At 55.9% G+C, this 24,198-nt stretch carries 17 protein-coding genes and 3 tRNA genes; 10 read left to right on the forward strand and 10 right to left on the reverse strand.

Annotation, left to right across the window (positions count from 1 at the left end; translation table 11 throughout):
• The first annotated feature begins 11 nt into the window (after positions 1-11).
• Genes ptrA through recD form a run of 3 tightly spaced genes read left to right on the forward strand, consistent with a single transcriptional unit; the run spans position 12 to position 8,250 of the window.
• On the forward strand, positions 12-2,894 hold the full coding sequence (gene ptrA, locus CU081_RS08585) for a pitrilysin (protein ID WP_003862771.1): 2,883 nt from the start codon (positions 12-14) through the stop codon (positions 2,892-2,894).
• Positions 2,891-6,433, forward strand: a complete 3,543-nt coding sequence (recB, locus tag CU081_RS08590; protein WP_022651791.1) for an exodeoxyribonuclease V subunit beta — start codon at positions 2,891-2,893, stop codon at positions 6,431-6,433. The genes ptrA and recB overlap by 4 nt, the downstream gene beginning before the upstream one ends.
• Complete coding sequence (recD, locus tag CU081_RS08595) at positions 6,430-8,250, forward strand: exodeoxyribonuclease V subunit alpha (RefSeq protein ID WP_022651790.1); 1,821 nt, start codon at positions 6,430-6,432, stop codon at positions 8,248-8,250. The genes recB and recD overlap by 4 nt, the downstream gene beginning before the upstream one ends.
• Before the next feature lie 33 nt (positions 8,251-8,283).
• Here recD and argA read toward each other — a convergent pair whose 3' ends face one another.
• Entirely contained in the window at positions 8,284-9,615 is a 1,332-nt protein-coding gene (argA, locus tag CU081_RS08600; protein ID WP_003862767.1) for an amino-acid N-acetyltransferase, read from the reverse strand.
• A gap of 227 nt (positions 9,616-9,842) precedes the next feature.
• Here argA and amiC point away from each other — a divergent pair, with 227 nt between their 5' ends.
• The gene (gene amiC, locus CU081_RS08605) at positions 9,843-11,096 is read left to right on the forward strand and encodes an N-acetylmuramoyl-L-alanine amidase AmiC (protein ID WP_039269089.1); all 1,254 of its coding nucleotides are present in this window, start codon (positions 9,843-9,845) and stop codon (positions 11,094-11,096) included.
• 89 nt (positions 11,097-11,185) lie between these two features.
• On the opposite strand, the gene CU081_RS08610 is transcribed toward amiC, so the two are convergent.
• The 3 genes from CU081_RS08610 to CU081_RS08620 all read right to left on the reverse strand — a co-directional run bounded on the left by CU081_RS08610 (position 11,186) and on the right by CU081_RS08620 (position 11,631).
• A tRNA-Met gene (locus tag CU081_RS08610) sits at positions 11,186-11,262 on the reverse strand.
• Positions 11,263-11,306: 44 nt separating this feature from the next.
• A tRNA-Met gene (locus tag CU081_RS08615) sits at positions 11,307-11,383 on the reverse strand.
• A gap of 171 nt (positions 11,384-11,554) precedes the next feature.
• Positions 11,555-11,631 (reverse strand) — tRNA-Met (locus CU081_RS08620).
• Positions 11,632-11,839: 208 nt separating this feature from the next.
• On the opposite strand from CU081_RS08620, the gene mltA reads away from it, so the two are divergent.
• Complete coding sequence (gene mltA, locus CU081_RS08630) at positions 11,840-12,937, forward strand: murein transglycosylase A (RefSeq protein WP_003862765.1); 1,098 nt, start codon at positions 11,840-11,842, stop codon at positions 12,935-12,937.
• Positions 12,938-13,012: 75 nt separating this feature from the next.
• On the forward strand, positions 13,013-13,819 hold the full coding sequence (tcdA, locus tag CU081_RS08635; RefSeq protein WP_006811804.1) for a tRNA cyclic N6-threonylcarbamoyladenosine(37) synthase TcdA: 807 nt from the start codon (positions 13,013-13,015) through the stop codon (positions 13,817-13,819).
• Here the strand turns inward: tcdA and csdE are convergent.
• Positions 13,810-14,256, reverse strand: a complete 447-nt coding sequence (csdE, locus tag CU081_RS08640; RefSeq protein ID WP_003862762.1) for a cysteine desulfurase sulfur acceptor subunit CsdE — start codon at positions 14,254-14,256, stop codon at positions 13,810-13,812. The genes tcdA and csdE overlap by 10 nt on opposite strands.
• Positions 14,256-15,461, reverse strand: coding sequence for a cysteine desulfurase CsdA (gene csdA, locus CU081_RS08645; protein ID WP_022651789.1), 1,206 nt, complete (start codon positions 15,459-15,461; stop codon positions 14,256-14,258). Before csdA ends, csdE begins: the two co-directional genes overlap by 1 nt.
• Before the next feature lie 191 nt (positions 15,462-15,652).
• Here csdA and CU081_RS08650 point away from each other — a divergent pair, with 191 nt between their 5' ends.
• From CU081_RS08650 to rlmM, 4 genes are all read left to right on the forward strand, one after another.
• A complete protein-coding gene (locus CU081_RS08650) occupies positions 15,653-15,880 on the forward strand; it encodes a YgdI/YgdR family lipoprotein (RefSeq protein WP_003862759.1) in 228 nt (75 codons plus the stop codon).
• Positions 15,881-16,230: 350 nt separating this feature from the next.
• Entirely contained in the window at positions 16,231-17,148 is a 918-nt protein-coding gene (gene gcvA / locus CU081_RS08655; protein ID WP_003862758.1) for a glycine cleavage system transcriptional regulator GcvA, read from the forward strand.
• Between the two features lie 39 nt (positions 17,149-17,187).
• On the forward strand, positions 17,188-17,583 hold the full coding sequence (locus tag CU081_RS08660) for a DUF423 domain-containing protein (protein WP_003862756.1): 396 nt from the start codon (positions 17,188-17,190) through the stop codon (positions 17,581-17,583).
• A complete protein-coding gene (rlmM, locus tag CU081_RS08665; RefSeq protein WP_003862754.1) occupies positions 17,576-18,676 on the forward strand; it encodes a 23S rRNA (cytidine(2498)-2'-O)-methyltransferase RlmM in 1,101 nt (366 codons plus the stop codon). Before CU081_RS08660 ends, rlmM begins: the two co-directional genes overlap by 8 nt.
• Before the next feature lie 57 nt (positions 18,677-18,733).
• Here rlmM and xni read toward each other — a convergent pair whose 3' ends face one another.
• The 4 genes from xni to ppnN all read right to left on the reverse strand — a co-directional run bounded on the left by xni (position 18,734) and on the right by ppnN (position 24,190).
• Complete coding sequence (gene xni, locus CU081_RS08670; RefSeq protein WP_022651787.1) at positions 18,734-19,489, reverse strand: flap endonuclease Xni; 756 nt, start codon at positions 19,487-19,489, stop codon at positions 18,734-18,736.
• A 112-nt stretch (positions 19,490-19,601) separates the two neighbouring features.
• A complete protein-coding gene (locus CU081_RS08675; RefSeq protein WP_003862751.1) occupies positions 19,602-20,969 on the reverse strand; it encodes an L-serine ammonia-lyase in 1,368 nt (455 codons plus the stop codon).
• Positions 20,970-21,031: 62 nt separating this feature from the next.
• On the reverse strand, positions 21,032-22,321 hold the full coding sequence (locus CU081_RS08680) for an HAAAP family serine/threonine permease (RefSeq protein ID WP_003862749.1): 1,290 nt from the start codon (positions 22,319-22,321) through the stop codon (positions 21,032-21,034).
• Positions 22,322-22,825: 504 nt separating this feature from the next.
• Positions 22,826-24,190: a nucleotide 5'-monophosphate nucleosidase PpnN gene (ppnN, locus tag CU081_RS08685; RefSeq protein ID WP_003862748.1), complete on the reverse strand. Its 1,365-nt coding sequence runs from the start codon at positions 24,188-24,190 to the stop codon at positions 22,826-22,828.
• Between the last annotated feature and the right edge of the window lie 8 nt (positions 24,191-24,198).

A 24,198-nucleotide genomic window follows, 5' to 3' on the forward strand; every position in this document is an offset into this window, starting at 1 on the left:
AAGAGGTCGTAATGCCAGGCAGCACCTTGTTCAAAGCGTTTGTTTTGTTTATCGCCCTTTGGGCTCCCGTCACACAGGCCGATTCCGGTTGGCAACCTGTCAAGGAAACAATCCGTAAGAGCGATAAGGACACCCGTCAGTATCAGGCGATTCGTCTTGATAACGGGATGACCGTACTGCTGGTTTCCGATCCTCAGGCGGTGAAATCGCTCTCCGCGCTGGTTGTGCCGGTGGGTTCGCTGGAAGATCCTGACGCCCATCCGGGACTGGCGCACTACCTTGAGCACATGACGCTGATGGGATCTAAAAAATACCCACAGCCTGACAGCCTGTCCGAATTTCTGAAAATGCATGGCGGCAGCCACAACGCTAGTACCGCGCCGTATCGCACCGCGTTTTACCTGGAAGTGGAAAATGATGCGCTTGATGGGGCGGTGGATCGTCTGGCGGATGCCATCGCCGCACCGCTGCTGGATAAAAAATACGCTGACCGTGAACGTAATGCCGTGAACGCCGAACTGACGATGGCGCGCACGCGAGACGGTATGCGCATGGCGCAGGTTAGTGCTGAAACCATCAATCCGGCGCACCCGGGTTCGCGCTTCTCAGGCGGCAACCTTGAAACGCTGAGCGACAAGCCAGGTAGCCCGGTGCTCGATGCGCTGCATGCGTTTCGTGAAAAATACTATTCCGCCAATCTGATGAAAGCGGTTATCTACAGCAATAAACCGTTGCCGACGCTGGCAAACATGGCCGCGCAGACCTACGGCAGGGTGCCAAATAAAAATATCGATCTGCCGCAGATTAACGTGCCGGTTGTCACGGACGCGCAAAAAGGCATTGTTATTCACTATGTGCCGGCCTTGCCGCGCAAGGTGTTACGCGTTGAATTCCGTATTGATAACAACACGGCGCAGTTCCGCAGCAAAACCGACGAGCTGGTGACTTATCTTATCGGCAACCGCAGCCCGGGTACGCTCTCCGACTGGCTGCAAAAGCAGGGGCTGGTGGAAGGTATTCGCGCTGACTCCGATCCCGTTGTAAATGGGAATAGCGGCGTGCTGGCCATCTCCGCGACGCTGACCGATAAAGGGCTGGCTCACCGGAACGACGTCGTTGCGGCCATTTTCAGTTATCTCTCTCTGCTGCGCGACAAAGGCGTCGATAAACGCTACTTTGACGAGCTGGCGCATGTGCTGGATCTCGATTTCCGCTATCCCTCTATCACGCGTGATATGGACTACGTTGAGTGGCTGGCAGATACCATGATCCGCGTGCCGGTGGAACATACGCTGGATGCGGTAAATATTGCCGACCAGTTTGACGCCGGAGCGCTCAAAGCGCGTCTGGCGATGATGACTCCGCAGAATGCCCGCGTCTGGTATATCAGCCCGAACGAACCGCATAACAAAATGGCCTACTTCGTTGATGCCCCGTATCAGGTTGAAAAAATCAGCGAACAGACCTTCGCGGGCTGGCAGAAAAAGGCGGGGGAAATTGCGCTGAAGTTACCGGAGCTTAACCCCTACATCCCGGACGATTTCTCGCTGATCAAACCCGCAAAGGCGTATCCGCACCCGGAGCTGATTGTTGATGAGCCGACGCTGCGCGTGGTCTACACCCCAAGCCGCTATTTCGCCGACGAGCCAAAAGCGGATGTCAGCGTGGTGCTGCGTAACCCCAAAGCAATGGACAGCGCCAGAAACCAGGTGCTGTTTGCGCTTAATGATTATCTGGCCGGTATTGCCCTCGATCAGCTCAGCAACCAGGCTGCCGTTGGTGGTATCAGTTTCTCCACCAACGCCAATAACGGCCTGATGGTGAATGCCAACGGCTATACCCAGCGTTTGCCGCAGCTGTTCCAGGCGCTGCTGGACGGTTATTTCAGCTATACGCCTACGGAAGAACAGCTCGAGCAGGCTAAGTCCTGGTATGCCCAGATGATGGATTCTGCCGAGAAGGGTAAAGCCTACGATCAGGCGATTATGCCAGCACAGATGCTGTCGCAAATTCCGTACTTCCAGCGCGAAGATCGCCGCGCGATATTGCCCTCAGTCACCTTAAAAGAGGTGCTGGCTTACCGTGATGCGCTGAAAACCAATACCCGTCCGGAGTTCCTGGTTGTAGGGAATATGAGCGAAGATCAGGCTAAAACGCTGGCGCAAAACGTCCGTGCGCAACTGGGTTCAAAAGGCGATGAGTGGTGCCGTAACCAGGATGTGCTGGTAGAGAAAAAGCAGAACGTGATCTTCGAAAAAGCGGGAAGCAGCACGGATTCCGCGCTGGCCGCGGTGTTTGTCCCTGTCGGTTATGACGAATTTACCAGCTCTGCCCAGAGTGCTGTGCTTGGTCAAATTATTCAGCCGTGGTTTTACAACCAGCTGCGCACCGAAGAGCAGCTGGGCTATGCGGTGTTCGCTTTCTCCATGAATGTGGGCCGTCAGTGGGGGCTGGGCTTCCTTCTGCAAAGCAGTGACAAGCAACCCGCTTACCTGTGGCAGCGTTATCAGGCGTTCTTCCCGCAGGCGGAAGCAAAACTGCGCGCCATGAAGCCGGAAGAGTTTGCCCAAATCCAGCAGGCGGTTATCGCCCAGGTGATGCAACCGCCGCAGACGCTGGGTGAAGAGACCTCGCAGCTGAGCAAAGATTTTGATCGCGGTAATATGAAATTTGATTCGCGTGATAAAATAGTGGCCGAAATAAAACAGCTGACGCCACAAAAGGTTGCCGATTTCTTCCATCAGGCGGTAGTAAAACCGCAGGGTATGGCCATCCTGTCTCAGGTTTCTGGCAGCCAGAACGGGAAAACGGACTACGTAAAATCAAAAGAGTGGACCGTCTGGAAGAGCGTCAGCGCGCTGCAACAAACAATGCCCTGGAGTAAGAAAGAATGACCCATACCGCTGAGCCGCTTGATCCCCTAAGTTTACCTCTACAGGGTGAGCGACTGATTGAAGCCTCAGCGGGAACGGGAAAAACCTATACCATCGCCGCGCTCTATCTGCGTCTGCTGTTGGGGCTCGGCGGCAACGCCGCTTTTTCGCGCCCGTTAAGCGTGGAAGAGCTGCTGGTGGTAACCTTCACCGAAGCGGCCACTGCCGAGCTGCGTGGCCGTATTCGCAGCAACATTCATGAGCTGCGCATCGCCTGTCTGCGTCAGACGACGGATAACCCCCTCTACGCGAGCCTGCTGGACGAGATTGCGGATAAGCAACAGGCTGCGCAATGGCTGCTGCTGGCCGAACGGCAAATGGATGAAGCGTCCGTCTTCACCATTCACGGTTTTTGTCAGCGCATGCTGAGCCTGAATGCGTTTGAATCCGGCATGCTCTTTGAGCAGCAGCTTATTGAAGATGAATCCGAGCTTCGCTATCAGGCCTGTGCGGATTTCTGGCGTCGACACTGTTATCCGTTGCAGCGCGACATTGCCGAAGCGGTTCACGCCCTGTGGAAAGGTCCGGAAGAGCTTCTTCGCGCCATCGACCGTTACCTGCAAGGCGAGGCGCCGGTCATTAAATCTCCTCCGCCTGCCGATGAAACGCTGGCCTCGCGCCATGAAAAGATCGTCGCCAAAATTACCGCGCTTAAGCAGAAGTGGAATGAGTCGGTTGGTGAAATTGATGCAATCATCGAAAACTCAGGCATCGACAGACGCAAGTTCAACCGTGGGAACCAGGGGAAGTGGATCGAAAAGATCAGCGCCTGGGCCCAGGAGGAGACGCGGGGTTACCAGCTTCCGGACGCACTGGAAAAATTTTCGCAACGCTTTTTGACCGAGCGAACCAAAGCCGACGGTATTGTGCCTGAGCATCCCCTGTTTGTGGCGATTGAAGCGCTGCTTGCGGAGCCATTAACGCTCAATGACCTGATGATCACCCGCGCCATGACGGAGATCCGCCAGGCCGTCGCGCGCGAAAAACGTCGCCGGGGCGAGCTGGGGTTTGATGACATGCTGAGCCGCCTGGACGAAGCCCTGTCCAGCGAGAATGGTGAAGCGCTCGCCAGCGCGATCCGTACCCGTTTTCCGGTGGCGATGATTGACGAATTTCAGGACACCGACCCCCAGCAGTACCGCATTTTTCGCCGCATCTGGCGACAGCAGCCCGACACTGCCCTGTTGTTGATTGGCGACCCTAAACAGGCGATTTACGCCTTCCGTGGGGCAGATATCTTCACCTATATGAAAGCCCGTAGTGAAGTTGTCGCGCATTACACGTTAGACACCAACTGGCGTTCCGCTCCGGGGATGGTTGAGAGCGTCAATGCGCTGTTCAGCCGTATGGAGACGGCGTTCATGTTCAAGGAAATCCCTTTTCTGCCGGTGAAATCCGCCCCAAAAAACGCATCCCTGCGCTTCGAAGTCAGTGGCGCGGAGCAGCCCGCCATGACCTTCTGGCTGCTTGAAGGGGAAGGCTATGGCGTTGCTGATTATCAGGCGGCGATGGCCCAGCACTGCGCCGCGCAAATCCGTGACTGGCTGAGCGCAGGCAACCGCGGCGAGGCGCTGCTGTGGAAGGGGGAACAGGCAAATCCTGTTAAAGCCTCTGATATTACCGTGCTGGTGCGCAGTCGTCAGGAAGCGGCGTTAATCCGCGATGCGCTAACATTGCTGGATATTCCGTCAGTGTATCTCTCTAACCGTGACAGCGTGTTCGACACGCTGGAAGCCCAGGAAATGCTCTGGCTGCTTCAGGCGGTACTGGCGCCGGAGCGCGAAAATACGCTTCGAAGCGCGCTGGCCAGCTCTATGCTGGGTTTGAACGCGCGCGATATTGATGAGCTCAACCATGACGAAAACGCATGGGATGCGGTGGTGGAAGAGTTTGTCCATTACCGTGAACGCTGGCAAAAACGCGGCGTCATGGCGATGCTGCGCGAATTGATGACGCGGCGTCAGATTGCCGAAAATATGCTGGCGTCATCCGGCGGTGAAAGGCGTCTTACCGATATTTTACACATTAGCGAACTGTTGCAGGAAGCCGGCACCCAGCTTGAAAGTGAACATGCCCTCGTGCGCTGGCTGGCGCAGCAAATCGCGGATCCAAACAGTAACGCCTCAAGCCAGCAGATGCGTCTTGAGAGCGATAAGCATCTGGTGCAAATCGTCACCATTCACAAATCGAAAGGTCTCGAGTATCCGCTGGTCTGGCTGCCCTTTATCGCCAACTACCGCGTTCAGGATCAGGCCTATTATCATGACCGCGAGACTTTCGATGCGGTGCTCGATCTCAGCAAGGCGGAAACCAGCGTTGAGCTGGCGGAAGCGGAGCGTCTGGCGGAGGATTTGCGCCTGCTTTACGTGGCGCTGACCCGTTCTGTCTGGCATTGCAGCCTGGGCGTCGCGCCGGTTTTCCGCCGTCGCGGGGAGAAAACAGGGGAGAGCGATTTCCATTTAAGCGCCTTAGGGCGGCTTATTCAGCGTGGTGAGCCGAAAGATGCGGCGGGGTTGCGCCTCTGTATCGAGTCGCTTTGCGGAGACGATATCGCCCTGCATATCCCTTCTCTGCCAGACAACAGCCGCTGGGAAATGGCGCAAGAGCCCGTGACCGATCTTAACGCGCGCCAGATCACACGGGTGCTTGCCGACGACTGGCGCGTCACCAGCTATTCTGGCCTGCAACAGCACGGGCAAAGTATTGCGCAGGATCTCATGCCGAAGCTGGACGTGGATGCCGCAGGGGTAGGCGATGTTCCGGTTGAACCGACGTTAACTCCGCATCAGTTCCCACGCGGCGCGTCGCCGGGCACCTTTTTGCACAGCCTTTTTGAAGAGCTTGATTTCACCCAGCCTGTCAGTGAGGAGTGGGTGCTGAAGATGTTGCAGAGCGGAGGCTATGACGCGCACTGGCAGCCCGTTCTCACTGACTGGATCAACGCCATTTTGCAGGCGCCGCTGACGGCGCAGGGCTTCTCTCTTCGCCAGTTAACGGCCAAAAATAAGCAGGTTGAGATGGAGTTTTATCTGCCCGTCGCAGGCCCGCTTAAGGCCGACGCGCTCGATGCGCTTATCCGTCAGTACGATCCGCTGTCAGCCGGTTGCCCGCCGCTGAACTTCCGTCAGGTGCAGGGCATGCTGAAAGGGTTTATCGACCTGGTCTTCCGTCACGAAGGACGGTACTACCTGCTGGATTACAAATCAAACTGGCTGGGCGAGAACAGCGAAGCCTATACCCAGCAGGCGATGGCGGCCGCCATGCAAATGCATCGCTACGATCTGCAATATCAGCTCTATACCCTGGCGCTGCACCGCTATTTGCGCCACCGTATTGCGGATTATCGCTACGACGATCATTTTGGCGGTATCATCTACCTGTTCCTGCGCGGGGTTGATGCTGCCGATCCGCGCTCCGGGATCTTCAGCACTCGTCCGGATGCGGAATTGATTAATAAAATGGATAACCTTTTTGCAGCAAACACGGAGGAGATGGCATGACGATGCAGGACTTATTGCTGGATGCGGTAGAGCAACGCGTGCTGCGTCAGCTGGACGTGCAGTTTGCCATGATGATTGCCGCTGACCAGCCCGCCGTGATGCTTGCCGCTGCCCTGTTGAGTAAAGATGCCGGAGAGGGGCATGTGTGTCTGCCGCTCTCGCGTCTGGTGGTTGACGAGAAAATGCCGCCTGTCCTCCAGTCCTGCTTTGCGCTGCTGGGAGATAAGGTGGACTGGCAGAAAATCTTGCGGGAATCGTCAGCCGTTGGGCCGGGAGACAACCAGGCACCGCTGATCCTGACGGGGGAGCGCTTATACCTGAACCGCCTGTGGCGAAATGAACTGACGGTAGCGCGTTTTTTTAGTGAGACCAATGCGCCGCTTCCCTGCGACGAAGCACAGCTTCGCCAGACGCTGGACAGGCTGTTTGACTCCGGTGAGGGCACAGACTGGCAGAAAGTGGCGGCGGCCGTCGCCCTGACGCGGCGGATCTCGGTGATATCCGGCGGCCCGGGAACGGGGAAAACAACGACCGTCGCAAAGCTGCTGGCAGCCCTGATACAGCTTTCAGGAGAGCAGCGATGCCGTATTCGTCTGGCGGCGCCCACCGGGAAGGCTGCGGCGCGTCTGACCGAATCACTGGGCGGCGCGATGCAACAGCTGCCGCTCACTCAGGAGCAGCTTGCGCTTTTCCCGGGTGAAGCAAGTACTCTGCACCGTCTGCTCGGCGCGCAGCCGGGTAGCCAGCGGCTGCGCTACCATGCGGGTAATCCGCTGCATCTGGACGTGCTGGTGGTGGATGAAGCCTCCATGATCGACCTGACCATGATGTCGCGCCTGATTGATGCTCTGCCACCCCATGCGCGGGTGGTTTTCCTGGGCGATCGCGACCAGCTCGCCTCTGTAGAAGCCGGGGCGGTGCTGGGAGATATCTGTACCTACGCCAGTTACGGTTATACCGCCGCGCGGGCGCAGGAGCTAGCCCGTCTGACCGGTTGCTCGCTTGAACCCGATCACACGCCGATCGCGGGCGCACTGCGTGACAGCCTCTGCCTGCTGCAAAAAAGCTACCGTTTCGGTAGCGACTCCGGCATCGGCCAGCTGGCTGCGGCGGTCAACCGTGGCGACAGGCACGCCACGCGCACGGTGTTTGACGGTACCTTCACTGACATTGAAAAGAAATCGCTGCAAAGCGGGGAAGAGTATCAGGCTATGCTTGAGGAGGCTCTCCAGGGATACCAGCATTTTCTGAGCTGCGTGCAGCAGCGCAGTCAGCCCGGACAGGTCATCGCCGCATTTGGCGAATACCAGCTTCTGTGCGCATTGCGGGAAGGGCCGTTTGGCGTCACGGGCCTGAACGACAGGCTGGAGCAGTTGCTGATGCAGAAACGCAAAATTAACCGTCAGCTGCATTCGCGATGGTATGAAGGCCGGCCAGTGATGATCTCCCGCAACGACAGTGCGCTGGGGCTGTTCAACGGGGATATCGGCATTGCGCTCGATCGCGGTAACGGTCTGCGCGTCTGGTTCCAGCTACCGGACGGTAGCGTGAAGTCCGTCCAGCCCAGCCGCCTGCCAGAGCATGAAACGGCATGGGCGATGACGGTACATAAATCTCAGGGCTCCGAGTTCAACCATGCGGCGCTGATCCTGCCGACACAGCTGTCGCCGGTAGTGACCCGCGAACTGGTCTACACAGCCATTACCCGTGCGCGCCAGCGCCTGTCGCTATATGCGGATGAGCGCGTGTTGAGCCAGGCTATTGCCACCCGTACCGAGCGCAGAAGCGGATTAAGCGCGATATTTGAATCTGTCTGAGTGAACGCCCTCTCCAACAGGAGAGGGTGACTGTTATCCCAGGTCCGCCATTAACACCTTCGAGCGGCGCTGGTAGTTGTACATCTCTTTCTTACTTTCCGGCAGGGAATCAATATCCACCGGCGTGAAGCCGCGCTCCTGGAACCAGTGAATGCTGCGCGTGGTGAGCACGAACAGCTTGCTCAGACCCATCTGGCGCGCCTGTGCCGCCACGCGTTCAAGCAGCAGTTCCCCCCGCGAGGAGCTACGGTAATCCGGGTGCACGGCAACGCACGCCATTTCGCCAATCTGCTCTTCCGGGAACGGATAAAGCGCCGCACAGGCAATGGTCAGGTTATCGCGCTGAATGATGGTGAACTTGTCGATCTCCATCTCCAGCTGCTCCCGGGAGCGGCGAACCAGAATGCCCTGTTGTTCCAGCGGACGGATCAGCTCCAGAATGCCGCCGATATCGTTGATGGTGGCACGGCGGATCTGCTCGGCGCTCTCCATGACGATCTGCGTACCGATCCCGTCCCGGGAGAACAGTTCCTGCAACAGCGCACCGTCTTCCTGATAGCTGATCAGGTGGCTGCGGCGCACCCCGCTGCGGCACGCTTTAACGGCGCCGCGCAGAAAACGCACGGTACCGGAATAGTAATCGCCTTCTGCTTCCAGCGCTTCCACGCGCGCCTGGGCTTCATTCGGAAAAAGTTCTGGCACAATTACGCCCTCATCGTTCACGACACCCTGCGAGGAGCAAAAGCCGATCATTTTTTCCGCTTTCAGCTTGATGGCCAGCTGGGTGGCAATCTCTTCTGAGGTCAGATTAAAACTTTCACCCGTTACGGAGACGGCAACGGGCCCCATCAGGACGATCGCGCCATTGTCTAACTGGCGGTGAATGGCGTCTTCATCAATACGGCGGATGCGGCCGCTGTGGCAGTAATCCACGCCATCGTCCACGCCGAGCGGCTGAGCGATGATAAAGTTGCCGCTCACCACGTTAATGTGCGCGCCCTGCAACGGCGTATTATTCAGGCTCATCGACAGGCGGGCGGTGATATCGAGCTGCAACAGACCCGCCGCCTGTTTGACCAGTTCGAGGGTTTTCGCATCCGTCACGCGCGTGTGTTTGTGGTAGATCGGCTCATGGTGATGGGCGGCCAGGTTGGCTTCGATTTGCGGACGTGCGCCATACACCACCACCAGACGGATGCCGAGGCTGTGCAGCAGGCCGATATCATTGACGATGCTGGAAAAGTTTTCATGCTCAATGGCTTCGCCGCCAAGCATGATGACAAACGTTTTTCCCCGATGGGTGTTGATATAGGGAACAGAATGGCGGAATCCCTGGACCAGTTCGGTTCTGCGTTCCTTAACCATGACACAACCCTTAGTGAATGTTTATTCGTAATTTATGTATTTTTATTCGATCGTGGCCGCGTGTGCAAGCCTAAATTTTCTGCGACCCACAGAAAATAATAAGTAATCCGTGCGTTAACGTATGATTGTTTACCCTTTTATAGATGACAGTTTATGCGTCATTCGTTAAAGTTTTCGGTCAATTTGGGCGTTTTGTTCATCAATCAGATTTCTTGCTCGGGAGAAGCATGTCGGGATCCAATTCAGCAATAAGCCGCCGCCGCCTGTTAAAAGGGGCCGGGGCGATGTGGTTGCTTAGCGTCAGCCAGGTGGGTCTTGCCGCCACAAGCCAGGTAGTCGCGGTGCGCGTCTGGCCGTCGTCGACCTATACGCGCGTGACGGTCGAGTCCAATCGCGTGCTGAAATACAAGCAATTTGCCCTCAGCAATCCTGAACGTGTGGTGGTTGATCTCGAAGGTGTGAACCTCAACTCCGTGCTTAAAGGCATGGCAGCACAAATCCGTGGCGACGATCCGTTTATCAAATCGGCGCGCGTCGGGCAGTTCGATCCGCAAACCGTGCGCATGGTGTTTGAGCTGAAGCAGAACGTGAAACCGCAGCTCTTTGCCCTTGCGCCTGTTGCCGCCTTTAAGGAGCGTCTGGTGATGGATCTCTATCCGGCGAATGCGACGGATATTCAGGATCCGCTCCTGGCATTACTTGAGGATTACAACAAAGGCGATCTCGACAGCCAGGTTCCGCCAGCGCAAAGTGGTCCAAAGCCTGGCAAGGCGGGGCGCGATCGCCCGATTGTGATCATGCTCGATCCTGGCCACGGCGGAGAAGATTCCGGCGCCGTCGGGAAATATCGCACCCGCGAAAAAGATGTGGTGCTGCAAATTGCCCGTCGTCTGAAGGCGTTGATCGACAAAGAGGGCAATATGCGCGCCTATATGACGCGCAACGAAGATGTCTTTATTCCGCTGAAGGTCCGCGTGGCAAAAGCGCAAAAGCAGCGCGCGGATCTGTTTGTCTCTATTCATGCGGATGCCTTCACCAGCCGCCAGCCGAGCGGATCCTCAGTGTTTGCCCTGTCAACAAAAGGGGCGACCAGCACCGCGGCGAGATACCTGGCGGACACGCAGAACGCCTCGGATTTAATCGGTGGTGTGAGCAAAAGTGGCGACCATTACGTCGACCATACGATGTTTGATATGGTGCAGTCGCTGACTATTACCGACAGCCTGAAGTTTGGTAAAGCGGTGCTGGGCAAACTGGGCCGGGTCAACAAGCTGCACAAAAACAGCGTCGAGCAGGCCGGATTTGCGGTACTGAAAGCGCCGGATATTCCTTCCATTCTGGTCGAAACCGCGTTTATCAGTAACGTGGAAGAGGAACGTAAGCTCAAGACGGCTAAATTCCAGCAGGAAGTGGCGGAGTCGATTCTGGCGGGGATCCGGGCCTACTTCTCAGACGGGGAAACGCTGGCGCGGCGGGGGTAGGGCATTAAGCCGGGTATCATGCCCGGCATTTTCACAAACGCCAGATACAAAAAAACACCCTTCAGGGTGTTTATTGTTTTAAGAAGTGTTGGTTGCGGGGGCCGGATTTGAACCGACGACCTTCGGGTTATGAGCCCGACGAGCTACCAGGCTGCTCCACCCCGCGTCCGTCTTTCTACACTTGTAGAAACTTACTTCTTCAAATTTGATTGGTTGCGGGGGCCGGATTTGAACCGACGACCTTCGGGTTATGAGCCCGACGAGCTACCAGGCTGCTCCACCCCGCGTCCGTCTTTTTGCTTCGTATTTCAAACCACATCTGCGTTGACTTTCCTCGTTCACCTCAGTCACTTACTGGAGTAAGCTCCTAAGGATTCACTGCGTCGTCGCCTTGCTGTGATTCGAACTACTTCGCAAAAACTTCTACAGTCGTAGAAGATACTTCATCAAATTTTAATTGGTTGCGGGGGCCGGATTTGAACCGACGACCTTCGGGTTATGAGCCCGACGAGCTACCAGGCTGCTCCACCCCGCGTCCGTGGAAGCGCACTATACTCGGATAGGTTTGTGATGCAACCCCTTTTTCACATAATTCATTATTTTGTATGCAAAATGAACGGCAAAAGCCACTTTGGACTATTTTTTGTGCAGAATTTGCCAAAGGGAAGGCGATTGCATTTCATTAACACGGTGGGTTTGTTATCTTCATCTCGCGGAATTGGGCAACTAAAAGACGAGATATAATGAAAGGACGTTGGGCGAAGTATCTGATGACAGGCGCAATGGTGGCGATTCTTGCGGCCTGCTCTTCCAAACCGACCGATCGCGGTCAACAGTATAAAGACGGGAAGTTATCCCAGCCTTTCTCTTTAGTTAACCAGCCCGATGCCGTGGGTGCTCCAATCAATGCCGGGGATTTCTCCGAGCAGGTGTACCAGATCCGCAAAGCGTCGCCGCGCCTGTATGGCGCACAGAACAACGTTTATAGTGCCGTGCAGGACTGGCTGCGTGCAGGCGGTGATACCCGCAATATGCGCCAGTTTGGTATCGATGCCTGGCAGATGGAGGGGGCGGATAACTACGGTAACGTCCAGTTTACCGGTTACTACACCCCGGTTGTCCAGGCGCGACACACGCGCCAGGGCGAGTTCCAGTATCCCATTTACCGTATGCCGCCGAAACGCGGTCGTCTACCGTCCCGCGCCGAGATCTACGCCGGCGCGCTGAGCGAAAATTATGTTCTGGCCTACAGCAACTCGCTGATGGACAACTTCATTATGGACGTGCAGGGCAGTGGCTATATTGATTTTGGCGACGGCTCGCCGCTGAACTTCTTTAGCTATGCCGGTAAAAATGGCCATGCCTATCGCAGCATCGGTAAGGTGCTGATCGACCGTGGCGAAGTGAAACGAGAAGATATGTCGATGCAGGCTATCCGCGAGTGGGGCGAAAAGCACAGCGAAGCGGAAGTGCGTGAGCTGCTTGAGCAGAACCCATCGTTTGTCTTCTTCAAACCGCAGAACTTTGCGCCGGTGAAAGGGGCGAGCGCCGTCCCGCTGATTGGCCGCGCTTCTGTGGCATCGGATCGTTCGATTATTCCGGCGGGTACCACGCTGCTGGCGGAAGTTCCACTCCTCGACAACAACGGCAAATTCAACGGCAAATATGAATTACGCCTGATGGTGGCGCTGGACGTGGGTGGGGCGATCAAAGGCCAGCACTTCGACATTTATCAGGGCATCGGCCCGGATGCCGGCCATCGTGCAGGCTGGTATAACCACTACGGACGCGTGTGGGTGCTGAAGACAGCGCCGGGTACCGGAAACGTATTCAGCGGCTGATTGTGGTATTCTGAGCGCAAGACGGATTACGGTTCAGGGTGAGGAATACCTCACCCTTTTTACATCTGAGGTTTTATGTCTGTGGTAATCAGCGATGCCTGGCGCCAGCGTTTCGGCGGCACGGCACGGTTATATGGTGAAAAAGCCCTGCAACTGTTCGCGGATGCGCATGTCTGCGTGGTGGGCATTGGTGGCGTGGGTTCGTGGGCGGCAGAAGCGCTGGCGAGAACCGGCATTGGCGCAATTACGTTGATTGATATGGATGATGTCTGCGTGACTAACACTAACCGTCAGATCCACGCCCTGCGTGATAACGTCGGTCTGGCGAAGTCCGAGGTGATGGCGGAGCGTATTCGTCTCATCAACCCGGAGTGCCGGGTGACGGTGATCGACGACTTTGTGACGGCAGATAACGTCGCGGAGTACATGAGCAAAGGCTACAGCTATGTGATTGACGCCATCGACAGTGTGCGGCCAAAAGCGGCGCTGATCGCTTACTGTCGTCGTTACAAGGTGCCGCTGGTCACGACCGGCGGCGCGGGCGGGCAAATCGATCCGACGCAGATCCAGGTGGCGGATCTGGCGAAAACCATTCAGGATCCGCTGGCTGCCAAGCTGCGTGAACGCCTGAAGAGCGACTTCAATGTGGTGAAGAACAGCAAGGGCAAGCTGGGCGTCGACTGCGTGTTCTCCACCGAAGCGCTGGTCTACCCGCAGGCGGATGGTTCAGTTTGTGCGATGAAAAGCACGGCGGAAGGGCCAAAGCGGATGGATTGTGCCTCTGGGTTTGGAGCGGCCACCATGGTGACCGCCTCCTTCGGCTTTGTGGCGGTCTCTCACGCCCTGAAGAAGATGATGGCGAAGGCGGAACGTCAGGCCTGAGCCTGACGGGCGGCATCCAGCACCGCGTCGTTTAGCGCAATCAGTCCCTGACCGCGCGAGGCGCTAAGCTGCGCGCGAAGTCCCAGCTCATCAAACAGCGCCAGCGGAGAATGCGCCAGCAGCTCTGCGGCGCTTTTCCCTTCGATTGCGGTCAACAGCACCGCCAGCAGACCGCGAACAATGCGTCCCTCGCTGTCGCCGAAGAAATGCAGTTTCTCACCGGATACGCTAAACCCAAGCCAGACGCGGTTCTCGCAGCCTGCGATCTCCTTCGCCTGTAATTTCAGCTCGTCTGACAGTGCAGGCAACTGTTTGCCCAGCAGGATCAGCTGACGATATTTATCTTCCCACTGCGTGAGCGGGACAAAGGTCTGTTTTAACGTCTCTTCAGTAATAACGGTGCCGAAAGGGTGTCCGGCTAAAGCTGAACTTGTCATTAATCCACCAGTAATTCCAGGGCGCGGTCGACGGCGGAAACCAGCGCATCGACGTCACTTTTTGTATTGTACGGTGCAAACGAGGCGCGCAGGGTACCGCTCACGCCAATAGCCGCCAGCAGCGGCTGGGCGCAGTGCTGTCCGGCACGCAGGGCAATGCCGTATCCGGCAAGTAGCGTTACCATGTCGCTATGGTGCACGCCCGCGAAATCAAAGGCGAGCAGGCTGGAGTCCTGCACGCGGAACGAGCGAAAACCCGGACGTTTTTTCAGTTCTTCTTCCGCCAGCGTCGCCAGACCCCGGCTCCAGCTTTCAGCCTGAACCACGTCCGTTTCTGCCAGCCATTCGAGCGCCGCGCTCAGGCCAATAACCCCAGCCACGTTCGGTGTACCTGCTTCCAGGCGGTAGGGCACATCCTGCGTTTTAAAACCGTCGAAGGTGACTTCGGTAATCATCTTGCCGCCGCCGAGCCACGGCGTCATCCGGGCCAGCAGTTCGGGTTTGCCGTACAGCGCGCCGATACCGGTTGGCCCGTACAATTTGTGCCCTGAGAAGGCATAGAAGTCGATATCCAGCGCCTGCACATCAGCCGGAAAATGCACCACACCCTGCGCACCGTCGACCATCACCACCACGCCGCTGGCATGGGCAATCTCAATGGCACGCGCCAGATCCGGACAGCCGCCAGTGACGTTGGACATCTGCCCCAGCGCCAGAATACGGCTGCGCGGCGTAATCAGCTCAGGCAGACGCGCCACGTCAGGCAGGAAGTCCGCACCCAACGGGAGCTTTACAACCTGTGCCCCGGTTTGTTCGGCCACCATCAGCCAGGGCACCAGGTTGGCGTGGTGTTCCGCCTCGCTGACGATAATCTCATCCCCGGGCTGCAACAGCGGACGCGCGTAACATTGCGCCACCATGTTAATGGCCTCGGTGGTGCCCCGCGTCCAGACGATGTTCTTACCGCTGTCAGCATTGATCAGGCGCGCGACCTGATCCCGTGCGGCTTCGTATTGCGCCGTTAAGCGCTGCGCGTCGGCATACTGGCTGCGGTGCACGTTCCCGGCGCTCAGGCTGTAAAACTGGCGGGTTGCCTCAATCACCGCCTGCGGTTTAAGGGCCGTGGCAGCGCTATCAAGATAAATGCCGGCATCGGCCAGCGCGGGAAACTGTGCGCGAAACTGCGCAGGACTGAAAGCGTTCATGGAATTCCTCATATCGATTCTACGATCGTCGCGCAAATTCATCGGCAGGGCAAGGAAGTTGATATCTATCAGATTTGTCTGCTTATCCTGGCGAGTCTGAAAAAGCAGGTTATGCTAAATAGTGTTAGGCGGATGTTTTAGCCTGTTATAAATCGAGGTTTGAATAGCATTAATTGCTAAAGGAGATAATCATGAAAAAGACAGCTGCAATCATTTCTGCCTGTGCGTTGACCTTTGCCCTGAGCGCCTGTTCTGGAAATAACTACGTAATGCATACCAACGATGGTCGATCTATCGTCTCTGAAGGGAAACCGACAACCGATAATGATACCGGGATGATTTCATACAAAGATGCTAACGGGAACAAACAGCAGATCAATCGCACTGACGTGAAAGAGATGAAGGAAATCGAGCATTAACAGTTAGATAAGCGAAAAAAAAGCACCGCAAGTTGGCGGTGCTACATTAATCACTATGGACAGACAGGGTAAATGTACAGGAAGTGAAAAATTGGTAGCGTTGCTACCGTGGTCTGAATCGCAGACCAATTGCAAACACAACAACACAACATCACAACCGTAAGCCAAAAGCCCTTCAGAACACGCATTCCAAAAAAAGCTTTTCGTTCCGGCTCAGGAAGTGCCGCCACTATAGGTATTTGCTGGTAGTTCCTCAACGGACAAATTATAATGGCTCAGATAAAAAAAACTAATAGGTTAAACGTTGTTTCCTATATGTTAAATCTCGTTAACATCTAAGCCAGATAACCATGTCCAAGCGATTGCCACCCCTTAATGCATTACGTGTTTTTGATGCAGCAGCACGCCACCTCAGCTTCACGCGCGCAGCCGATGAGCTTTTTGTGACACAGGCCGCAGTAAGTCATCAAATCAAGTCTCTGGAGGATTTTCTGGGGCTTAAGCTGTTCCGTCGACGCAACCGTTCGTTGCTGTTGACCGAAGAGGGGCAGAGCTATTTTCAGGATATTAAAGAGATTTTTTCCCAGCTGACGGAAGCCACTCGCAAGCTTCAGGCCCGGAGCGCAAAAGGCGCTCTGACTGTGAGTTTATTGCCCAGTTTTGCCATTCAGTGGCTGGTGCCGCGACTCTCAAGCTTTAACTCAACTTATCCGGGAATCGATGTCCGAATCCAGGCGGTGGACCGTCAGGAAGACAAGCTTGCAGATGATGTGGACGTGGCGATTTTTTACGGTCGCGGTAACTGGCCGGGCTTGCGTGTGGAAAAATTATACGCAGAATATCTGTTGCCGGTCTGTTCACCGCTGCTGCTGACGGGGGATAAAGCGCTCAAAACGCCCGCCGATCTGGCGCAACATACGCTTTTGCACGATGCGTCGCGTCGCGACTGGCAAACTTATACCCGCCAGTTAGGTCTTAATCATATAAACGTGCAGCAGGGGCCCATTTTTAGCCACAGCGCGATGGTGCTACAGGCTGCCATTCACGGGCAGGGCGTGGCGTTGGCAAACAATGTTATGGCGCAGTCCGAAATTGAGGCAGGCCGTCTGGTTTGCCCATTTAACGATGTACTGGTCAGCAAGAATGCATTTTATCTGGTTTGTCATGACAGTCAGGCAGAACTGGGTAAAATAGCCGCTTTCCGGCAGTGGATACTGGCGAAAGCGGCAAGCGAGCAAGAAAAATTCCGCTTCAGGTATGAACAATAACGTTTGTGTGCCGGGCACGCATCAATTCAGGACTTAAACATGACCAGCCGATTCATGCTGATTTTCGCCGCGGTGAGTGGCTTTATTTTTGTAGCTCTGGGCGCGTTTGGCGCGCATGTCTTAAGCAAATCTCTGGGCGTTGTGGAGATGGGGTGGATCCAGACCGGCCTTGAATATCAGGCGTTCCACACGCTGGCAATTTTTGGGCTGGCGGTGGCGATGCAGCGCCGCATCAGCATCTGGTTTTACTGGAGCAGCGTCTTTCTGGCGCTGGGTACCGTACTGTTCAGCGGCAGTCTTTACTGTCTGGCGCTGTCGCATTTACGCCTGTGGGCGTTTGTTACACCTGTCGGCGGCGTCAGCTTCCTGGCGGGTTGGGTGTTAATGTTTATCGGAGCTATCCGTCTGAAACGCAAGGGCGTTGTTCATGAATAAGGTTGTTTTATATTGTCGCCCGGGGTTTGAGAAAGAGTGCGCCGCGGAAATCACCGATAAAGCGGCGAAGCGTGAAGTCTTTGGATTCGCTCGCGTCAAAGAGAACGCGGGCTATGTGGTATTTGAATGCTATCAGCCTGATGATGCCGACAAGCTGGCGCGCGAACTGCCGTTCAGCTCATTGATTTTCGCCCGTCAGATGTTTGTCGCGGGTGAACTGCTGAAAGATCTTCCGCCGGAAGATCGCATCACGCCGATTGTTGGCCTGTTGCAGGGCGTGGTGGAGAAGGGCGGCGATTTGCGCGTGGAAGTGGCCGACACCAACGAAAGCAAAGAGCTGATGAAGTTCTGCCGTAAGTTCACCGTGCCGCTGCGCGCGGCGCTGCGTGATGCGGGTGTGCTGACAAACTACGAAACGCCAAAGCGCCCAGTCGTGCATATCTTCTTTATTGCGCCAGGATGTTGTTACGCAGGCTACTCGTATACCACCAATAACTCGCCGTTCTTTATGGGGATCCCGCGTCTGCGCTTCCCGGCAGATGCGCCGAGCCGTTCAACCCTCAAGCTGGAGGAGGCGTTTCACGTCTTTATCCCGGCGGACGAGTGGGACGAACGGCTGGCAAACGGCATGTATGCCGTCGACCTTGGCGCGTGCCCGGGCGGCTGGACCTATCAGCTGGTGAAACGCAACATGTGGGTTTCGTCTGTGGATAACGGCCCGATGGCGCAAAGCCTGATGGACACCGGGCAGGTCACCTGGCTGCGTGAAGACGGTTTCCGCTATCGCCCGAACCGCAACAACATCTCCTGGATGGTGTGCGACATGGTAGAAAAACCGGCGAAAGTGGCCGCGCTGATGGCCTCCTGGCTGGTGAACGGCTGGTGTCGTGAGACGATTTTCAACCTCAAGCTGCCGATGAAAAAGCGCTACGAAGAGGTGTCGCAGAACCTGGCTTATATTCAGCAGCAGCTGGATGAACACGGGATTAACGCGGAAATCCAGGCGCGTCAGCTTTATCACGACCGCGAAGAAGTGACTGTGCATATCCGTCGCTGGTGGGCGGCCGTGGGGGGGCGTCGCGACGAGCGATAACGTTTGTAACGCCCGGTGGCGCTGCGCTTACCGGGCCTACAAAATCGTGTAGTTGTTTTAACGTTCTAACCTTAACTGCTGTAAATTCCCGTCCAGCTGTAAATCAGTCTGTAGCGTCGCCACCTCCCGGCAGATAAGCGCCATTTCTTTATGCGCCTCCAGCTTTTTGCGCCATTTATCCGGCACCTCGTTCAGCCGGGCGTACATCCCTTCCAGACTCTGAAACTCCGTCAGCAGCTGTGCGGCGCTTTTGGGTCCAATACCGGCGACACCCGGCACTTTAGAGCTGCTGATCCCCGCCAGCCCCCAGTAATCCGGCAGTTGCTCAGGCGATACGCCAAACTCGCTGGCAATGAACGGCGCGTCCAGCCAGCGTTTTTGAAAATAGTCGCGAATACGGATAGTGGGGGAGAGCAGCTGGCAGTAGCCTTTGTCGGTTGAAACGATAGTCGCCTGATGTCCGGCGCTCGCGACTTTAACCGCCAGCGTTGCGGCTAAATCGTCAGCCTCATTACCGTGGGCGCCCCAGCACGGAACGCCGCGCTGCTCAAAGGCCGCGCGGATAGCGGGCATTTCTGCGTGCAGATCGTCCGGCATCGGCGCACGCCCGGCTTTGTAGTCCGGCAGGCGCTGGTGCCGCCAGCCCGTGTTGCGGGCTTCGTCATCAAAAACCGCGACCGCATGGGTGGGTTCACTGTGGCGGATAAGCTGCTCCAGCGCGTGTAAACAGGTGTCCTTGCAGGGTGTGCCCTGTACCGCATGAATACGGCGAATCAGGTTAAGAGCATCGACGATAAGCAAATGAACGGCCACAGATAATCTCCCTTCTGTCTAATGGGTGAAGGGTAACACTGAGCGCAGCATGAAACTATGAATGGTGGGGAAAACAGGAAGAAGCCTCGCAAAACGAGGCTTCCTGAGAGGCTTAATCGCAGGTGACGATCTTCATCGCCAGGCCACCGCGGGAGGTTTCGCGGTATTTGGCGTTCATATCTTTGCCGGTTTCGTACATGGTTTCGATAACCTTGTCGAGGCAGACGCGCGGTTCGCTGGTACGACGCAGCGCCATACGGGCCGCGTTCACTGCTTTCACCGAGGCGATGGCGTTACGTTCGATGCATGGCACCTGGACCTGTCCGCCGACCGGATCGCAGGTCAGCCCCAGGTTATGTTCCATGCCGATTTCCGCCGCGATACAAACCTGCGCAGGGCTTGCGCCCAGCAATTCGGCCAGACCCGCCGCCGCCATAGAGCAGGCTACGCCCACTTCACCCTGACAGCCTACTTCCGCGCCAGAAATTGAGGCGTTCATCTTGTACAGTGAGCCAATCGCACTGGCGACCAGCAGGTAGCGTGCAAGTGAGTTTGCGTTCACTTCACGGATAAACTTGTCGTAATACGCCAGGACCGCCGGAACAATGCCGCACGCCCCGTTGGTTGGTGCGGTGACGACGCGGCCGCCCGCGGCGTTCTCTTCGTTCACCGCCAGCGCGAACATGTTGATCCAGTCGACGACGGCCATCGGATCGGTGGTGGTTTTGTCGGCGCTGACCAGCATGCGGCGCAGCGCAGCCGCACGACGCGGAACACGCAGTTTACCCGGCAGCACGCCTTCGGTGGTGATCCCGCGCTCAATGCCGCTGCGCATCACTTCCCAGACGTTAGCGAAGTGCTGTTCCAGTTCCTCTTTGCTGTGCAGGGCCAGCTCGTTTTTCATCATCAGGCCGGAGAGAGAAAGCCCTGTCTCCTGGCAGTGACGCTGTAAGTCGGCCGCGTTTTTGTAAGGGTACGGCACATCAACAGCAGAATTGGTGCTTTGACCAAAATGGTCCTCGTCGACGATAAACCCGCCGCCGATGGAGTAATACGTCTGGCTGTAAACCGCTTTGTCGCCGGCCAGCGCGGTAATGCGCATGCCATTCTCGTGCAACGACAGGTTATCCGCATGGAAATTCATGCAGTGATCAACCGGGAATTCAACCTCATGCTCGCCGTTCGCCAGCAGCAAACGACCGTGGGTGTTCACGTCCTGGATAAAGCCAGGTATTGCATCAATATCAACGGTATCCGGCAGATTACCCGCCAGCCCCATGATAATGGCAATATCGGTATGGTGGCCTTTACCGGTCAGGGAAAGGGAACCATATACATCGACAACCACGCGGGTGATGTCGTGCAAAATGCCGCGTGCAATCAAGTCATCCGTGAATTGTTTACCGGCTTTCATTGGTCCGACGGTGTGAGAGCTGGAAGGACCAATACCGATTTTGAAGATATCGAATACGCTAATCATGATGCGTCCATTGCTTCAGTCAGAGGGGAGAAGTGCGCCGTCCGCAGACGGCGCAGGAGGTATTAGCTGAACAGCGAGTAGAAAATAGCGGAGATGGCAATCAGGCCCATCACAACAACGAACACGTTGCTGATATGGCCGCTGTATTTGCGCATCGCAGGCACTTTCTGAATCGCGTACATCGGCATCAGGAACAGGATCATCGCGATAATCGGGCCGCCCAGGGTTTCAATCATGCCCAGAATGCTTGGGTTCAGGGTGGCTACCGCCCAGGTGGTCACCAGCATGAACAGTGCAGTGATTTTGTTCAGACGGTTGATTTCAATGGTCTTGCCTTTACCACGCAGAGATTTAATCACCATGCCGTTGAAGCCTTCACGTGCGCCCAGGTAGTGGCCCAGGAAGGATTTGGTGATGGCGATAATCGCGATGATCGGCGCCATCCACGCAATCAGCGGTGCGTTAAAGTGGTTTGCCAGGTAAGACAGAATAGAGATGTTCTGCTCTTTCGCCGCCGCCAGATCCGCCGGGGAGAGGCTCAGCACGCAGCTGAACACGAAGAACATTACGGTCAGTACCATCATGATGTGCGCGCGAGCCAGGATGCTGGAGCACTTCTTCTCTGCGCCATTGCCGTACTCTTCACGCTTCGCTACTGCGAAGGAAGAGATGATTGGCGAGTGGTTGAAGGAGAATACCATCACCGGGATCGCCAGCCACAGGGTCAGCAGCAGACCGTTGCCGGTCGTGGATGCGCTGCTCAGAGACAGGGTTTCCAGCGCAGCGCCGTTCCACTGTGGGATCAGGTACAGAGCCAGCACCATCAGAGCCGCAACAAACGGGAACACCAGCACGCTCATCGCTTTCACAATCATCTGCTCGCCGAAGCGCACGATGGTCATCATACCGACGATCAGGATCAGGGACAGAATCGCACGCGGCGGCGGGGTCATCTGAAGCTGGTGCATCATAAAGCTTTCAACGGTGTTGGTGATAGCAACGCTGTACACCAGCAGAATCGGGTAAATCGCGAAGAAGTAGAGCAGGGTAATCAGCTTACCTGCGCCGACGCCGAAGTGTTCTTCAACGACTTCAGTGATGTCTTCGCCCGGATTTTTACCGGACAGCACGAAGCGGGTCAGGCCGCGGTGTGCAAAGAAGGTCATCGGGAAAGCGATGAGGGCCATGATGATCAGCGGGATCATACCGCCGACACCTGCGTTGATAGGAAGGAACAGTACACCAGCGCCGATTGCTGTGCCGTACAGGCCAAGCATCCACATGGTATCCGTTTTGCGCCAACCGCTTCGGGATTCAATCGAAGCAACGGTGCTGGTTTGAGTGGTTTCCATCTGTATCTCCTGGAGGAAGCAAATTGTCAGGTTTTTAGTCAAATCCGATGAAAAAGTGCCTGACGGTAATATGAAATTCGTTCAGTGACGGTTTTTTAATAATTTTTGCCCGTAACTATTGGCGGGCGGAAAGATACATTCTAGTTATGAATCTATCAGTGATCGCGATCCCAAATGCAATAATCCACTTGTGATGTGGGTATCTTTAGACCATTTATCTGTTAAAAAAACATCAAAGAGAATTTACGGGCGCGAAGGCTACCATTAACGACATGTTTTCGAAAAGGTCGACCCGCGAGATAGGTGTCTTTCGCTGTAAAGAAATGGGATTTTAGGATTTTCTGGCGGGTAATTTCGATTAAGGCTGATTATTTACGGTTTCAAAATCGAGGTAATCGTTTGCGCAGGCGTCAGATTTGTTAATAACATTGAAGATCGCTATGAATTGCATCACTAATAAAAAAGCCGGATGACGATCCGGCTTGAGAGGAGAGAAATGTCGCTTTACTTGATGATTTCGTAACACGGAATATAGGCAGAGCCTGGAAGCTTCATGCGGTGCTGAGCGACAAAGCCCTGCAACATGTCATCCATGCGGCGCATCATCTCCGGGTCACCGTGGATCTTATACGGCCCGAACTCTTCAATTGCGCGGATCCCTACCTCTTTCACGTTCCCCGCCACGATGCCAGAGAAGGCGCGACGCAGGTCGGCAGCCAGCACTTCCACCGGCTGATCCGGATAGAGTTTGAGGTTCGCCATGTTCTCATGCGACGGCTCGAAGGGTATCTGAAGATCCGGTGCGATACGGATGGACCAGTTAAAACTGTAGGCATCCCCGGTATCACGACGATTCTCTTTCACCAGCGGCATCGCTTTTTTCATCTGACGGGCCACTTCTGCGGCATCGTCAATAATAATGCGGTAGTGACGGCGCGCATCTTCGCCCAACGTATGCACGATAAACTCGTCCAGCACGCGGAAGTAGTCGGCGCTCTCTTTCGGGCCGGTCAGGATCAGCGGCAGAACCTGATCTTTGTTAGCCGGGTTCATCAGGATCCCCAGCAGATAAAGCAGCTCTTCCGCCGTGCCTACGCCGCCCGGGAAGATGATGATGCCGTGCGCGATACGGACAAACGCCTCAAGACGTTTTTCGATATCCGGCATAATAATCAGTTCGTTAACCAGCGGGTTAGGCGGCTCAGCGGCGATGATCGATGGCTCGGTCATGCCGATAAAACGGCCTTCTTTATAGCGTTGCTGTGCGTGTCCTACTGCCGCGCCTTTCATCGGCGCTTCCATCGCGCCAGGACCGCAACCGGTACAGATATTCAGTTCGCGCAGGCCGAGCTGCGTCCCTACGCGGCGGGCATACAGGTATTCGGTTTCGTTAATGGAGTGACCGCCCCAGCAGACGACCATGTTCGGCGCTTCGCCCACGTGCAGGGCACGGGCGTTACGCAGAATGGAGAAGACCAGGTTGGTGATATGAACGGAACTTTCCAGGTCAAGATGCTGGAAACGTCCGGCATTGCTAATCTGTCCGTTAACAAACAGAATGTCGCGCAGCACGGCAAACAGGTTGGCCTGAAGTGAGCGAATAATACGCCCGTCGACAAAAGCGTCTTCCGGCGGGTTGATCACTTCGAGCTTCACCCCGCGCTCGCGGCGCAGCACGTTGATATCAAAACTTTCGAAGCGGGACAGCAGCTCTTTACTGTTGTCGGTCAGGCTTCCGGAGTTCAGTACGGCAAGTGAACAGTTACGAAACAGTTGATAAAGGTCGCTACTGGCGGTGCGTTTAAGCATGTCCACTTCCAGTTGCGACAACATATCCATAGAGCCAAGCGGGCTAATATGTGTAATCAAGTGAGCTC

The sequence above is a fragment of the Enterobacter sp. CRENT-193 genome, assembly GCF_002787395.1.
In the GTDB taxonomy this organism is placed as follows: Bacteria; Pseudomonadota; Gammaproteobacteria; order Enterobacterales; family Enterobacteriaceae; genus Enterobacter; species Enterobacter hormaechei_C.

Excerpts from the sequence above, each read along its gene's own strand:
- ptrA (WP_003862771.1), top strand. The coding sequence starts at position 12 with ATGCCAGGCAGCACCTTGTTCAAAGCGTTTGTTTTGTTTATCGCCCTT.
- recB (WP_022651791.1), top strand. The coding sequence starts at position 2,891 with ATGACCCATACCGCTGAGCCGCTTGATCCCCTAAGTTTACCTCTACAG.
- recD (WP_022651790.1), top strand. The coding sequence starts at position 6,430 with ATGACGATGCAGGACTTATTGCTGGATGCGGTAGAGCAACGCGTGCTG.
- argA (WP_003862767.1), bottom strand. The coding sequence starts at position 9,615 with ATGGTTAAGGAACGCAGAACCGAACTGGTCCAGGGATTCCGCCATTCT.
- amiC (WP_039269089.1), top strand. The coding sequence starts at position 9,843 with ATGTCGGGATCCAATTCAGCAATAAGCCGCCGCCGCCTGTTAAAAGGG.
- mltA (WP_003862765.1), top strand. The coding sequence starts at position 11,840 with ATGAAAGGACGTTGGGCGAAGTATCTGATGACAGGCGCAATGGTGGCG.
- tcdA (WP_006811804.1), top strand. The coding sequence starts at position 13,013 with ATGTCTGTGGTAATCAGCGATGCCTGGCGCCAGCGTTTCGGCGGCACG.
- csdE (WP_003862762.1), bottom strand. The coding sequence starts at position 14,256 with ATGACAAGTTCAGCTTTAGCCGGACACCCTTTCGGCACCGTTATTACT.
- csdA (WP_022651789.1), bottom strand. The coding sequence starts at position 15,461 with ATGAACGCTTTCAGTCCTGCGCAGTTTCGCGCACAGTTTCCCGCGCTG.
- CU081_RS08650 (WP_003862759.1), top strand. The coding sequence starts at position 15,653 with ATGAAAAAGACAGCTGCAATCATTTCTGCCTGTGCGTTGACCTTTGCC.
- gcvA (WP_003862758.1), top strand. The coding sequence starts at position 16,231 with ATGTCCAAGCGATTGCCACCCCTTAATGCATTACGTGTTTTTGATGCA.
- CU081_RS08660 (WP_003862756.1), top strand. The coding sequence starts at position 17,188 with ATGACCAGCCGATTCATGCTGATTTTCGCCGCGGTGAGTGGCTTTATT.
- rlmM (WP_003862754.1), top strand. The coding sequence starts at position 17,576 with ATGAATAAGGTTGTTTTATATTGTCGCCCGGGGTTTGAGAAAGAGTGC.
- CU081_RS08675 (WP_003862751.1), bottom strand. The coding sequence starts at position 20,969 with ATGATTAGCGTATTCGATATCTTCAAAATCGGTATTGGTCCTTCCAGC.
- CU081_RS08680 (WP_003862749.1), bottom strand. The coding sequence starts at position 22,321 with ATGGAAACCACTCAAACCAGCACCGTTGCTTCGATTGAATCCCGAAGC.